The sequence below is a fragment of the Psychrobacter sp. ER1 genome (genome assembly GCF_048631835.1).
Taxonomy (GTDB): Bacteria; Pseudomonadota; Gammaproteobacteria; order Pseudomonadales; family Moraxellaceae; genus Psychrobacter.
Genome location: NZ_CP184640.1, coordinates 660542 through 675023, shown reverse-complemented (window position 1 = coordinate 675023; position 14482 = coordinate 660542). Strand labels below are relative to the sequence as shown.

Here is a 14482-nt window from a genome sequence, read left to right as displayed (position 1 = left end):
TAGGGATTCTAAATGAAAATCAATCGATTAATCAATCAGCCTTTTGTACATCTTGGCATTGCCGAGGCACTTTCTGATCGGGCTTTCATTGAAGCAATGATAGATTTTGAGTTAGCCGTTTTAGAACATAGGGAGCAGAATCAGCTTATCCCAAAAAACACGTTTCAACAATCTAAACACGCATTGGATATAGAATTGTTTGATATTGATGCTATTGGAGCCCAGACTTATTTAGGTGGTAACGCAGCTATCCCTTTTGTGGCGCAAGCAAAGTCTTTGCTACCATCAGACGTAAGGCCTTTTTTCATCAAACACTGACCAGTCAAGATGTGATTGATACTGCCATGATGATGATGCTCAAGCCCTCACTTGAGCATATCACGCAAGATTTGGAGGAGATACTCACCGCTTGCTCGGTACTGATTAAAGCGCATCGCTCGTCACCTATGGCAGGTAGAACTTTAATGCAGCAAGCCCTACCGATTACTTTTGGCACAAAAGTCGCCCAGTGGGCCGCTCCACTGATCGCCATCATACCTGATTTGTCGCAATTAATTCAGTCGGGGTTTTACTTACAATGGGGCGGCCCTGTTGGAGTAAGTCACGAAGACAATGAAGACCATAATTTGCCGCAACAAGTGGCAGCGTCGCTTGGGCTCTCAGCGCCGCTCCTCCCTTGGCATACCAATAGACAGCCTATCCATGCAATTGCTTCCCTATTGGATGCTTGTGCAGGCACGATAGAAAATATTGTCGATGACATTGCCTTGATGTCTCAATCTGAGTTGGGTGAAGTGGCTGAACCTCCTATCGAGGGCATGGGCGGCTCTTCATCTATGCCGCACAAACGCAACCCAGTACTGTGCGCTTTGATTAAGACCGCCGCGCTCAGAATGCATGGGCACTTAAGCGTCATTAGTAATACTACCGCCCAGCCCTTTGAGCGCGCACTGGGACAATGGCATGCCAGCTGGGTGCCTTTAACTGAAGGCATGGCGCTAGTAGCAGGCGGCGTATCGTACTTAAAGACCTTATTACAAGGGCTACAAGTGTACCCTGAGCGTATGTCTGCCAACCTTGATTTGAATAGCGATGCTTATTTGAGCAAAAGCTTAAAGGAATACTTTGCACATAACGAAGACGCTATCTATCCTTTGATAGAGCAAGCGAGTGAAGAAGCGCATAGCAAACATCAAGGGTTTGTCACCACGTTTCAGGCCTTGCTAGCAGAGCATTCTATCGAGCTGAGCGAGGATCATGAGCTGATAATTATTTTGTCACCACTTAGCTATTGCGGCGCGGCGCAAAGACAATGCGACACGATATTACAAGCCATTGAAAATATCACTTTAAAAAATGAGTCAGCGTGATGCATAACCGCCATCGGATCAATTGACAAAACGCTCAAAAAAAGGTATTTTAAATTCACTATGCGAACAATAGTTCTTATTTAGAACAAATATTTTATAATACAGCATCAAAAAAGGGATTTTATGATGAGAAAGATACTACCTTTGAGCCTAACCCCTCTGAGCATCACATTGGCAGCTGTGCTGGCCTTAACAGGGTGTTCACAGTCAAATGAGTCCACCACAGCGAACAACGATGCGGTCACTACCCTACGCTTCTCGCACTTTTGGCCTGCAACAGCAGCAACGCATACCGAGATCTTTGAGCCTTGGGCGCGTAAAGTTGAAGCTGAGTCTGATGGCCGCCTCAAAGTTGAGATATATCCCTCTGCCACCCTAAGTAAACCCGACGCCACCTATGATGCCACCGCCAAAGGCACGGTCGATATCGGCTCTCAGTTGCAAGGCTACACCAACGGGCGCTTCCCCTTGACCCAAGTCGCTGAACTTCCCGGTCTATCTAACTCCGCCACACAAATGAACTGCATCTTACAGACGCTTTATGATGATGGCGTAATCTCCAGTGAGTACGACGATACCCATTTATTATTTATGATGGGTACGGGCCCTGGTGGGATGCATACAGTTGATAAAGCTATTCGTACACCAGATGATTTAAAGGGCCTGCGTATGCGCCGACCATCAGCGATCGCAGGCGACATCATTGAATCTGCAGGCGGCACACCAGTCGGCCTACCAGCTACCGACATATATACTTCGCTGCAGCGCGGCGTATTAGATGGGGTAAGCCTACCATGGGATGCCACCGGCTCTTTTCGCTTGATCGAGCTGACCAATACCCATACCAACATCCCGTTTTATAGCTCGGCTATCATGGTCACGATGAATAAAGACAAGTACGATAGCCTGCCTGATGACCTCAAAAAAGTCATCGATGATAACTCGGGCAAAGCCATGGCCGCAAGCGCTGGTAAAGTGTTCGATGCTGAAGATGCCAAATATATGGCCGAAGCCAAAGCCAAAGGCGATACCATGATTGATATCCTTGATCCTTTAAATGACCCGCAATGGAAAGGGCCTTTAGAGGCAGGTACGCAAAAATATCTAAACAATGTTGCAGCACTCGGCCTCGACCCACAAGCGGTATATGAAAAAGCACAAGAAGCCAGCGCCGCGTGTAAGGTTTAATCCATATCACGGCTTATAGATGATCAAGGAGGATCAAGGAGGATCAAACATGAAAATCAAAACACCGATGACATGGATATCATTGTTTACTGCTGCTGTCTTATCGACAATCGCAGCGAACGCAGAAACACGGGTGATTATGCTAGGTACAGGTACACCAGTGCCCAATGCCGAACGTGCAGGTTCAGGCGTCGCGGTGATTCATAATGGTGAAGCCTATCTATTTGACTTGGGTCACGGCACGGTGCAACGCGCCATTCAAGCGTGGAAAACAATGGATGCGCCTGAATTAAACCCAATAAAGATCAAAAATGTATTTTTGACTCATTTGCATAGCGATCATACGTTGGACTATCCAGAGTTGGCGGCAACTTACTGGTGGCGACGCGACAAGCAGCTGCATGCTTATGGGCCAACAGGGCTTCAGAGTATGACCAACGGCTACTATGACATGCAAAAAATGGACATCTCCCTACGTCTTAATGGCAATACGCCTATACGCGACGCCGATATGTATAAAGTTGATGTGACTGAAATATCTAAAGACGGCGTTATTTTTAATGATAACGATGTCACGGTAGAAGCGTTCACCGTGAGTCATGGCGATATCGAGCCAGCTTATGGCGATATCGAGCCAGCTTATGGCTACAGAATCACCACCCCTAATAAAACCATCGTCATCTCAGGTGACACCACCTATAACAAGAACTTGATCAAAAATGCCAAAAACGCGGATATTTTGATTCATGAAGTGATCAGTCATGAAGGCTGGAGCGCGCTAGATAAAAACTGGCAAAACTACCATCAACTGTCCCACACTTTGACAACGGATTTGGCCAAAATCGCCAATCAGACCAAGCCAGGTCTGTTGGTGTTGACCCATGTTCTCCATTATGGCGCGCCCATCGAAACCGCTTATACTGAGGTTGTATCACATTACGATGGCAAAGTCGCATTGGCCAATGACCTTGATGAGTATTAAATTAAGGGGCTGTAGTAGATAAGGATTAAATATCACACCATTTTCTCAGCGTTTTAAGCTGATTAGATGGTGACCCGTAGTTAAATCTAAACTCGCACTCTTTTAAAAATAAATGGAAGTTCTTCTTATCGATTCCATTATATTTTCTGAGTGTCCGTTTAGACTGATTCCAAAAGTTCTCAATACCATTGATATGATTGTTTTTACCGCAAGTAAACTCTTTAGAGTGATTGACTCTGAAATGTTTAAAGTCATTCACATCCAGTGCATTGTAACTTCGATAGCTGTCAGTATAAAAAAGCTGTCAGGCTTGATTTTACGCTTGACAACGGGCATTAGCGTGGTTTGTTTGGTGTCTGCTACGACAATGGTATAAACCTTACCATTTCGTTTTAGGATGCCAAACACCGCTGTCTTACCAGCAGCACCTCGGCCTCTTTTGCCTTTACGTACACCGCCGAAGTAACTTTCATCTAATTCGACTTCACCGTCAAAGATGTCATCTGCTTCAAGAGATAAATAATACTCTATAACGAGTCTTATTTTATGGTAAAAAAGTGCAGCAGTTTTAGGCTGAATATTGAGTAAATCTGCGGCCGTTCTAGCGGTTACTTCAGCCGTAAAAAACTCTAACAGTCGTCGCTATACTTTTTTGCTGATTTTACAACGGGTTATCTTCATAAAAGTAGTCTAGCATAGTGCTTATCTACTACAGCCCCTAAATATATTAATAACAGTATCTATTTATATCTACGAAATAAACTATAAGGCAATACCTACATGAACATCTTCGATTTTAAAGAATACTTAAGCATCGATGAGATGATCACATATATGAAGCTTTATAATCTCGGAGAGGTTAGTAAGAAAAACGCTATTACTTTAGTAAAAGACTTGGTCAGAGAGGATAAACTAAAGTTAGCGATTTGGTATAAGGGTAAATTCATTCATGAAATAACAACAGCTACTCAAGGTGAAATAGACAAAATAGATTTTGAAACTGAGCTTGAAAACGGCTTTCTAAACGGTGCTTATATACTAATAGATAATGAACACATTCTAAGTTTATTAGCAAAACCTGGGGCTGAACAAGCTAATCTGCAAATTACAGAATTCCCTGAAGAAAAGCTCTATTTTAAGTTTACTGCGAAAGAAATGAATGACTACTATAATCAGAAAATCTCTATTATGGAAGCAGGCATTCCTTACTCATCTTTTTTATAGATAGAGCAGACTATGTTCTAGAGATAGATGATATTAGAATTGGGAAAGATAGCTTAAATAAGTTGATAGATAAGCCTGATACTCAGCAGCAGTTAATAAAGAAAGATGATAAAATTGCTGAGTTGGAAGAGCAGTTAGAAAAGAAGGAAGCTGAGTTAGCAAACCAAATAGTAAATGCTGATAAGGAATTGAATGAACCGCCCCGACTATATCGGAGAGTGGATTGCTTGAGTCAGGCAGCTTTGTCTGACTCAGTAAGACTATCATAGTATCGTCTCTCAAACTCAAAAGGCGACACATAACCAATCGTACTATGAATGCGAGTTTTGTTAAACCAATCGACCCATTCAAGGGTTGCTAATTCAACATCACACGCATCCCGCCACTGCTGTTTTAAATATTCAATCACCTCTGTTTTATAAAGCCCGTTAACCGTTTCAGCCAATGCATTATCGTATGAATCACCGGTTGTACCAACAGATGCAATAACGCCAGAATCAGCCATCTTATCAATATAGCGAATGGATAAGTACTGAACGCCGCGATCACTATGATGAATCACATTTTTTGGGTTATTTCTGTCTGCAATGGCTTGATTTAACGCTGCCATCACCATATCCGTGTTCATACGATCTGATACTTTCCAACCAACGATAGCGCGAGCAAACACATCAATGATAAAAGCAGTATATACCCAACCATTCAATGTCTTTATATAGGTAAAATCAGCTACCCATAGTTGGTTAGGGCGATGGGCGTTAAAGTTACGATTAACTAAATCATCAGCACGCTTTTGATCATCACGAGACTTAGTCGTTATCTTACCTTTACCTCGCCAAACACCTTGCATACCATGCATACCATGCTGACGCATTAACCGCTCTATAGTGCAGCGTGCAGGATGTATACCCTCTGCTTTCAACTGTTGCCAAACTTTACGAGCACCGTATCGGCATTTGCTGTTCTTCCAGATACGTTTAATCTCATTAAGGTAGAAATCGTCATGCTGACTACGCTGTGAACGCTTTTCAGGATTTTCTTCTAGTTCTTTAGCACGATAGTATGTGGATGGAGCAATCGGTAATACTCTACAGATTGGCTCGACTCCATATTGTTGTTTATGATCTTCAATAAAATCAACCATTACTTGGGTTTGCGGTCGAGCTCCGCCTGGGCGAAAAAAGCTGCAGCTTTCTTTATAATCTCATTGGCTTGCTTTAACTCTCTGTTCTCACGTTCAAGCTCTTTGATACGCTCCGCTTGGCTTTGAGCTTGAATGTTTGCAGGAATGGTTTTATCAATGTGCTTTTTATGCCATGATCGTAGGGTCTCAGGCGTGCTACCTATCTTTGGCGCTATGGCTTTGATGGCTGACCAGGTGGATGGGTAATCGTCTTTAGCTGCAATCAGCATACGGACGGCGCTCTCTTTCATTTCAGGGGTATAATTTCGTGTTTTCATTGTCATATTCTCTCAGAAAATTGAGTCTCCGACAATCCCGGGGCGGTTCACTATCGAATGACCTTACTTCATAAAATAGCAACCATAAGCCGTAGCAATCAAGTTACGGTAAATATGGAGCTAGACAATGACCCAGAAAGATCACACCCCACTTAATCTAGAACAACAGCCACCGCATAACGCACCTAGAAATCCATCGAAATGGTTATTACCAATAATCAAGACAATACTCAGTATTCTATTACCTTACTTACTATCACCGCCTGATATCAGCATCCATATTTATCACATTAATGTCATATTTTAACGCTAAAAAACTGAGCACTACCCTAGCGGATACTCACCATAACTAGACTTTTATAGAGCGAGCCGTTAGGGTAAATGCTACATCTTTACACTGGTTTACCCTATGTCTGAACCTGTCAATCAGCTCATATCTAACTGCCTCATAGATAAAGCTCCTTGGGAACGTTACCGCCGACCTTATGTGCGTGATTTGGCTTATGTACTGGCTTGCCCCAATGTTTTGACGCAGTGGCTAGACTTTGCACCGCATCAAAACACCCATACGGTTGACGTACATAGTGCGAGCTTTTGGCAAGCGCAGTTTGAGGCATATGAGCTAAGACTCACAGAGCTAGATACCACCAATGCCTATCAAGAGCTGACCCGCTATTTACTCAAACGCCCTAGTCCCAATCGATTGGGCTTTCACTTTGAGGGACTACTATCGTTTTGGTTAGAGGATGGGTTTGCGCGTAATCTGCATCCTTATGAGACACTGGCTAGCAATGTGCAGCTCTATAATGGCAAGCAGACAACTGGTGAGCTTGATTTGATTTTGTATAACCATACAGAACAGCTGGTTGAACATTGGGAGCTGGCCATTAAGTTTTTTATGGGGTCGGCACCTTTTGAGCCTGTGAACTGGGTTGGGATTAATTCCAATGATAATCTACAGCGCAAAATGACACACATGCAAACCAAGCAGTTTCGAGCGGTGTGGGTAGATACAGAAAATCATGGACAGGTAAAAATCGATAAGCGTTATGGCGTGATCAAAGGGCGATTCTTTTTACCGATTAATACAACTGATTGCGGTGATGATGACTGGCCATATTGGCTAACGCCGAGTTTTCCAATACATGAGTGGTGTGATAAGAGAGATATGGCAGGTCTTGCAACGATTGACACTACAGCTTTGCGAGCCGCGCATTATATTGAATGGTTCACCAAGCGCAACTTTTATGATGAGCGAAATACTTATGATGGTCATCAGCAACCGATAGTTTGGTCAGATAACGAGCTACCTAAGACAGGTTTATATTTTGAAGGTAACCGACCAATCGTTATTTACCCAAGACAGTCAGTCCAACTCGATGAATAAATTTAGCTAACCTAAACTCTTAAAATAAAATCCCTTCGATAATATTCTGGTCTTAACAACTGGACAGCTTTCACAGAATGCTTAATAGCTCTCAATCACTTGCATTAGCTCATATCTAAGCATATCGGCACTCGGCATACGCTCGGCATGAAAGCGTACCATCGCAATACCTGCACTGGCAAGCGCCTTATCCTTTTTATCATCCGCTTTTTGGCGGGCTTTGCTACTATGCGTCCAGTCATCAAGCTCGATAGCGACCAATGTGGTCTGAGCATCGACATCCACAATCACATAGTCAACACTCTGGCGGCAAATACGATTGAACCAAAAGCTACGCTCTGATGTCTCACTACTATTGGCCTCAATGATCCGTGACAGCTGTACTTGAACAAATATGTGGTACTCCGGCAGCGCATTTTTTAACTTATTAAAAAATATCACTTCCGTATCGGTCATGATTGGCATCGGCGCAAATGGCCAAATAGCCAACTCATCACCGCGCACAGGTTTTGGATCTGGCTCAACGACGGGGCGCTTCGTCAGTAGTGTTGGTAGCAGCTTCGGTAACGTAATCAGCCCCAAAAACCAACAGCCAATATTAAAAATATAACACCAAACGACATGGTTCTACCTTATACAATATGAGAGTGATGGGCTAATTGTCATTATTGATAGCAATGAATAATGCGCCGATCACGACAAGGCAACCTATATAGGCTGACAGGTTATACAACAACGGATTATAAAAATGGCGCTCATCTTAACTAAGGCGGCGCAAATCAGCAATCTATAAAACAAAAAACACGACAGTATTTGTCGTGTTTTTATATAAAGTAAATAAAAGCCGAATCAAGACCCTTAGAAACGCTCTAGCTTAACGCCAGTAAAGCACCCAAGCGCTGGTCGTATTTACTTTAGGGTCACTATTGATTTTATCTTTTAGTGCCAATGCTGCGACTTTGCCACGTTCAGGCCCAACCACGACACGGACACCTCGACTGGTTGCACTGGTCTTGACTTGATAACCTGCTGCTCGGAACTTTTTCGCTAACTCATCCGCTTTGGCTTGGTCATTTGCTAGAGCCACTTGCACCCCAAAGCTACCCTTAGCGTCTGTTTCTTTGACCTCTTTACGCGCTTCACTCAGTTTTTGCTGCGCTTCACGTTTTGCATCGGCAGATTTCTTCGCCAGCGCTTCTTCTTGTTGGCGCTTCTTCTCACGCGCTTGTTCAGCGACAGCCGCTTCACGTTCTAGACGTTGTACCTGTTTGCTCGATGGAATGGTGATGCTCTGACCCAGTTGTAGCGCTGCTGATGGTGATAGGTTGTTGGCTTGAGCCAATACTTCTACAGGCATATTGTATTGTCTTGCCAGTTTAATGAGTCCGTCACCTTTCTTAATCTGATATTCAGAAGGCGATTTTGGTGGCTCGTTTTTTGCCGCTTCAGCTGCTTCTCTTTTTCTCTCAGCCGCTGCTTGGGCTTCCCCTGCTTTTTTGCTTCGGCTAGTTTCTCTGCCTCCGCTTGTTTTTTGCTCTCGGCAAGTTTTTTGGCGGCTGCTTGCCTTTGGGCTTCTTGTTGCTCTTGAACCGCTTTTTGCTTCTCGGCTTCGCTAGACTTTGTAGTATCAGTAGCAGACTGACTCTCAGTACGAGGCTGAACGGTCAGATCTGTAGTAACATCTTTTGTAGACTCTGTACTGCTGGTGTCATCAATAGCTGGCGCACTATTATCAACATATTGCTGGCTCTCAGCACGTGCCTTTGCCAACGCTTCTGCTTCAGCAACTTCCTGCTCTGTCAGAAACTCTTTGCACGTTTTTCTTGCTCTGCAACGCGGGCTGCACGTTCTTTTGCTTTTGCGCAAGGATACGTTTTTCTGTTTCGATATCAGTCGTAAGCGGCTGCGGAGACTCTTGCTCCGAGCTTAGTTTGTCGACCATCGCTGACATCGGCTCTGGTTGGTCGCTATCGCCAATCTGTTGCACCATGGCGTATAGCATCACGCTACCGCCGATAATCATCCCAATGCCCAATAAGGCTTGTCTCGAAAAGTTCATCCGTTTACGTCTCTTAGTTGGTAATAAGGTTGATTGAGCGGCGTAGCGACTATCTCAAAGCAGTATATCCAATCGCTTTAATCATGATCTCTTACCGCCAGTTACTGTCAGTTAATGCCATCAGGGTTGAAAATTTGTGCCGACCATCTTCTACTGGGCTGGCAAATCATTTTGATTATAAAGCATATTTTTCATGCTGTCTGCTATCAAGCTACGACTAAGATTAACATTAAACAGGCACTACTTTAACTTAAATTATCATACGCTAAGGGCACTTAACGCTTCCCCGATCGTATGAAACGAGCCACATACGACGATAAGGTCTTGCGGTTGGCTCGCCTCTATCACTGCATGGGTCGCTGTATGCAAACCATCGAACGCATATATATTGGTGCTATCGACGTATTTGGCCAAAACAGCTTGCAAATGCTCAGTAGTCGCGGCACGAGGATAATCAATCTCAGCGACAAACCAATCACTAATCGGTAAGCCTGCTTGGGTTAAGCGCTGCACAACCTTATCGATATCTTTATCACCTAACATAGAAAATAGCATTTTTATCTTTGGTGTAGGGAGATCCGCTGAGCTATCTTGATTACTTTGCTTGGCTACATGCTGCTGCCAAAATGGTAATAGCTGCGCTAATAAGAACTCAACGCCTTGCTCATTATGCGCCACATCAAATAACCAATGGCGGCTATGGTTCTCACGATAATCGAAACGACCTGCCAGTTTGACAGTTTGTAGTGCTTGCTCAATGGCCTTGATACCGACATCTAATGGACTTGCTAATACGGCTGATAGTGCATTGGCCGTGTTAGTTAACGATAACGCAGGACGTGGTAACTGCAAGGTAACCGCTGCATTACTGTATTGCCAAGTCGTTAAATCAATAACGCGGTAGCTAAAATCTTGTCCAATCTGATAACAAGTTGCCTGCTGGGTATCGATAGATTGTTGCACGCTGGATGGCATCTCAGTAGCACCATAAATCAGAGGAATGCCTTTGCGCAAGATACCTGCTTTTTCGCGACCAATATCCTCGACATTGTCACCCAACCAGTCAACGTGATCGATACCGATATTGGTAATAACTGCCATGTCAGGATCAATAATATTGACCACATCTAGGCGGCCGCCTAACCCTACTTCTAATACCCACACGTCACAGTCTGCTTCAGCAAATATCAATAGCGCTGCTAGTGTGGTCATCTCAAAGAACGACAACGTCAACTCGCACTGTAAGCGTGCTGCTTCTACTTTGCTAAAAGCCTCAATCAGCGTCTGATCGCTGACCATCTCGCCATTGATACGTACACGCTCATTGAAGGCGCTAAGATGTGGCGACTGATATAGTGCCGTCTTATAACCTGCGGCTTTACACATTTCGGTGATGACAGCGGTTGTCGAGCCTTTGCCATTGGTACCTGCTACAGTAAATACATAAGCGTCATCTTTGGCTGATTGCACCACGCCTAACGCTTCTGCAACAGGCAATACACGTGACAATCCCATATCGATTGCAGACACATGAATCTGCTGCATATAATCGAGCCATTCAGTTAGGCTAGCACTTTCATTAGGACTATGGGCGTTGGGGCTGTGAAGGTCAGAGGCTAAAAGGTCAGACATGAATAGAACCTATATAAAATTTAATAAGAGATAAAAATATATGTGTTAGCTAAAACCAAAAATAGCACTTACCGTGCAATGACGATAAATGCTATTAGAGGGTCTTGCATATGCAGTAGATGTTAGCACGCAGCTAAGTCTTTGTGCACTCAATAAATGATTCATTATACTGAGTCATTTACCTTATTGAGCATCTCATTTTACTGAGCATCTACATTTGGTACGCGGCACAGTTTTGCAAGTAGACGATAGATCGTATCGATTAGCTGATGACGATGTACCACTTCATCCACCACACCATGCTCTAATAAGAACTCAGCGCGCTGGAATGGCTCTTCTAACGTCTCACGTACAGTCTGCTCAATCACACGCTTACCAGCGAAACCGATCATCGCTTTTGGTTCTGCTAGATGGATATCACCCAGCATCGCCAGTGATGCAGTTACACCGCCGTACACCGGATTGGTCAATACCACAATATAAGGAATCCCAGCGATTCTTAGACGCTCAATCGCTGCTGCCGTGCGTGCCATTTGCATCAACGATAGCAGGCCTTCTTGCATACGTGCACCGCCAGAAGCGGCAAAGCAAACCAAAGGTATTTTTTGCTCTAGCGCTTTTTCAGCTGCTTGAACGAAACGATCGCCAACAACTGAACCCATTGACCCGCCCATAAAGCGGAAATCAAAAGCACAGGCAACGATATCAAGGTTACGCAGTTTGCCATACATAGCAACCAACGCCTCAGACTCACCTGTTTTTTCTTGTGCTTCACTCATACGCGCAGGATATGGCTTACTATCCACAAAGCTCAATGGATCTTTTGCCGTAAATTCTTGTCCTGTCTCGCCGTCTACTTGATCAAGCAGCCAGTTCAAACGCTCACGAGCACTCATCGGTAAATGATGATCACAATGCGGGCACACATAACAGTTAAAAATCAGCGCTGTGTTGGTAATCATCGAATGACAATTACTACACTTGGTTGATGGTTCAGTCTCTACCGCGGACAGTGGCGCAGTCAAATGCTGCTTGATACCTGGGATAGGACGATTAAACCATGACTGCCTATCCGTATTGCTGTTTGGCGCGGCTTTAGCAGTATTGTTATCGGGTTTTGTTATTGTATCAGTCATATTATTTGCCATCATAAAAGGCTTATTGACAAGTTTGCTCATTCGCTTGTCATTGAGAGTTTAATGGTTATCTAAACAAAGCGTCTAATACAGTCATAACATGAGCAGTCATGCGACATACTGATAAATAAATCTCGTATGTCGGTCATTTGATTATGCGCTTGTTGATAGATAATGTATTTGCCAATCAAAATGACAAATAAATCACTGCTACCAGACACCATATAATAGTGATGTTAGTTTACACTCGTAAACTAATTTTAGCAAAGTCATTTAGTATTGTCTTCACGTAAAGCATTTGAGTAAAGTCTTTAGATAAACAATAGCTGCAATTTGACTTTGCCATTTCAAATAACTGCTTCTTCAAATAACTACTTCTTCAAGTAACAACAATATGAAAGCAATAGCTATTAAGCACTTAAGCTGTCTAACGCTTCACGTAGCTCATCCATTTTTGCCATGATGTTCTGCTGTGCATTTGCAACCGCGGCGGCATCGTTGGCATCAATATCGGCAAAATTCTGTACCAAGGCACTACCGACGATAACACCATCCGCATGAGTACCGATCGCCTTAGCAGAGGCACCATCACGGATACCAAAGCCGACGCATACTGGCAGGTCTGTTTCCGCTTTGATTGCTTGTACTTGGGTCGCTACATCGTCAGTATCTAGCGTAGCTGAACCAGTCACACCTTTTAGTGATACATAATAAATATAGCCACCACAATGAGTCAATACTTGCTCACGGCGCTCGGGCAACGTCGTTGGTGATAGTAAGAAAATCTCATTCATCGAATGATCAGTTAAATGCTGAGTGAAGCTACCCGCTTCTGCTGGTGGCAAATCTACCATCAATAAACCATCAACGCCTGACTGCTCACATAGCGCCACAAAGTTGTCATAGCCGATGATTTCAACAGGATTAAGATAGCCCATCAAGATAATTGGCGTTTGCGTATCTGTTTGACGGAACTCTGCAACCATCTTTAATGCATCACGAGTACTCGTACCTGCTGCTAATGCACGCTCGCCAGCCAAGGCTACAGTTGGGCCGTCGGCCATTGGGTCAGAGAATGGTAGACCGACTTCGATCATATCGGCGCCATGTTTCACTAAGTCGTGCAACAGACCTACTGTAGTGGTCGGATTAGGATCGCCTGCCATAACATAAGGAATCAGGGCTTTTTTATTTTGTGATTTTAAGGTTTCAAAGGTACTTTCAATTCGGGTCATAGTGATCTCTTATAATTTTGTTAAATAAATTTTTAGCTTATATAAGTGTATTCTTACCAGCCAATATCCATTAAATTATCATGGTTATCTTGCGACAAATATTTAATATCATCAGTTCTTTGCTTATGAAAAGTATTCATAATATTTAGAATTTCACGCTGCTCTATGTAGTATAGACCGTTTAAAACATTGTACCTCTCGCACAGTGGAATATTTTTATTAAATATTAGACCTTGCACCCTGTTCCCTCGGTTTTTCATCTTTCTACTATATATTTCTGTGTAATCTATCCAAAAACCAATAGTGCTTCCTTGAATTCGGTTAAGATAAAATGCTTTAACGTCATCATAATTTATGACTTTATCGTGCTGAAAATTTTTATTAGCTATATAAAACTGAGACGTCAATTGGATATTGTCTTTATCGATTATAAGTATGGGGATATGCTTCCAAGTCCATTTTTTAGCAATCCATGAATTTGGCACAGCGGAATTCTTAGTGATCCTATATATCCAGTAAGATAGTAAAAACAAACCTAAACAACACATTATCCATACAACCTTAATGTCTTGTATTGATTCATATAGACTCATTGTCTCAAAACTAGCCCACCAACTCATAAAAAATAAAATAATAGTAACTTGTATTATTACAAACATCATTAAGTAGAGAATATAGCTCTGCCAAAAACTGACACTTTCAGTAGGCACACCCACACTTATTGTGACTGGCGCTGTTAGTACTGCTTGGTCTGGATACTTGCCCAACTGGCTAGGCTTACTAGGTATTAAGCGGTTAAAATTCATGA

General features: G+C 43.2%; 13 protein-coding genes, 2 pseudogenes and 1 other annotated feature. Of the genes and pseudogenes, 7 read left to right on the top strand and 8 right to left on the bottom strand.

Going from position 1 to position 14482, the window contains the following annotated elements; genetic code table 11:
* Nucleotides 1-12: 12 nt before the first annotated feature.
* From ACOBWA_RS03095 to ACOBWA_RS03080, 4 genes are all read left to right on the top strand, one after another.
* Nucleotides 13-318: a hypothetical protein gene (locus ACOBWA_RS03095; RefSeq protein ID WP_420230197.1), complete on the top strand. Its 306-nt coding sequence runs from the start codon at nt 13-15 to the stop codon at nt 316-318.
* A gap of 11 nt (nt 319-329) precedes the next feature.
* A complete protein-coding gene (locus ACOBWA_RS03090) occupies nt 330-1370 on the top strand; it encodes a lyase family protein (RefSeq protein WP_420230196.1) in 1041 nt (346 codons plus the stop codon).
* A gap of 144 nt (nt 1371-1514) precedes the next feature.
* Nucleotides 1515-2558 carry a TRAP transporter substrate-binding protein gene (locus tag ACOBWA_RS03085; RefSeq protein WP_420230195.1) on the top strand — a complete coding sequence of 348 codons (1044 nt, stop codon included), beginning with the start codon at nt 1515-1517 and terminating at the stop codon, nt 2556-2558.
* Between the two features lie 49 nt (nt 2559-2607).
* Nucleotides 2608-3540: an MBL fold metallo-hydrolase gene (locus ACOBWA_RS03080; protein ID WP_420230194.1), complete on the top strand. Its 933-nt coding sequence runs from the start codon at nt 2608-2610 to the stop codon at nt 3538-3540.
* A gap of 25 nt (nt 3541-3565) precedes the next feature.
* Here the strand turns inward: ACOBWA_RS03080 and ACOBWA_RS03075 are convergent.
* Nucleotides 3566-4176 (bottom strand): annotated as a pseudogene (locus ACOBWA_RS03075) (IS1595 family transposase).
* Nucleotides 4177-4320: 144 nt separating this feature from the next.
* Between ACOBWA_RS03075 and ACOBWA_RS03070 the strand changes: the two are divergent.
* A complete protein-coding gene (locus tag ACOBWA_RS03070; RefSeq protein WP_420230193.1) occupies nt 4321-4764 on the top strand; it encodes a hypothetical protein in 444 nt (147 codons plus the stop codon).
* Nucleotides 4765-4996: 232 nt separating this feature from the next.
* Here ACOBWA_RS03070 and ACOBWA_RS03065 read toward each other — a convergent pair.
* A protein-coding gene (locus tag ACOBWA_RS03065) for an IS3 family transposase (protein WP_420230192.1) occupies nt 4997-6225 on the bottom strand; the annotation gives its coding sequence in 2 pieces (ribosomal slippage) (nt 4997-5949 and nt 5949-6225; 1230 coding nt in all).
* Nucleotides 5834-5950 (bottom strand) — a sequence feature (AL1L pseudoknot). It overlaps the preceding gene by 117 nt.
* A gap of 127 nt (nt 6226-6352) precedes the next feature.
* Between ACOBWA_RS03065 and ACOBWA_RS03060 the strand changes: the two genes are divergently transcribed.
* A complete protein-coding gene (locus ACOBWA_RS03060; protein WP_420230191.1) occupies nt 6353-6532 on the top strand; it encodes a hypothetical protein in 180 nt (59 codons plus the stop codon).
* Nucleotides 6533-6634: 102 nt separating this feature from the next.
* On the top strand, nt 6635-7612 hold the full coding sequence (locus tag ACOBWA_RS03055; RefSeq protein ID WP_420230190.1) for a DUF1853 family protein: 978 nt from the start codon (nt 6635-6637) through the stop codon (nt 7610-7612).
* An 81-nt stretch (nt 7613-7693) separates the two neighbouring features.
* On the opposite strand, the gene ACOBWA_RS03050 is transcribed toward ACOBWA_RS03055, so the two are convergent.
* The 6 genes and pseudogenes from ACOBWA_RS03050 to ACOBWA_RS03025 all read right to left on the bottom strand — a co-directional run bounded on the left by ACOBWA_RS03050 (nt 7694) and on the right by ACOBWA_RS03025 (nt 14480).
* The gene (locus tag ACOBWA_RS03050) at nt 7694-8194 is read right to left on the bottom strand and encodes a DUF2726 domain-containing protein (protein WP_420230189.1); all 501 of its coding nucleotides are present in this window, start codon (nt 8192-8194) and stop codon (nt 7694-7696) included.
* A 292-nt stretch (nt 8195-8486) separates the two neighbouring features.
* A pseudogene (locus ACOBWA_RS03045) lies at nt 8487-9671 on the bottom strand (LysM peptidoglycan-binding domain-containing protein).
* Nucleotides 9672-9929: 258 nt separating this feature from the next.
* The gene (gene folC, locus ACOBWA_RS03040; protein ID WP_420230188.1) at nt 9930-11303 is read right to left on the bottom strand and encodes a bifunctional tetrahydrofolate synthase/dihydrofolate synthase; all 1374 of its coding nucleotides are present in this window, start codon (nt 11301-11303) and stop codon (nt 9930-9932) included.
* Between the two features lie 200 nt (nt 11304-11503).
* Entirely contained in the window at nt 11504-12451 is a 948-nt protein-coding gene (accD, locus tag ACOBWA_RS03035) for an acetyl-CoA carboxylase, carboxyltransferase subunit beta (protein WP_193834230.1), read from the bottom strand.
* Nucleotides 12452-12849: 398 nt separating this feature from the next.
* On the bottom strand, nt 12850-13674 hold the full coding sequence (gene trpA, locus ACOBWA_RS03030) for a tryptophan synthase subunit alpha (RefSeq protein WP_191114779.1): 825 nt from the start codon (nt 13672-13674) through the stop codon (nt 12850-12852).
* A gap of 53 nt (nt 13675-13727) precedes the next feature.
* Nucleotides 13728-14480 (bottom strand): hypothetical protein, encoded by a 753-nt coding sequence (locus tag ACOBWA_RS03025; protein ID WP_420230187.1) that lies wholly within the window; start codon nt 14478-14480, stop codon nt 13728-13730.
* Between the last annotated feature and the right edge of the window lie 2 nt (nt 14481-14482).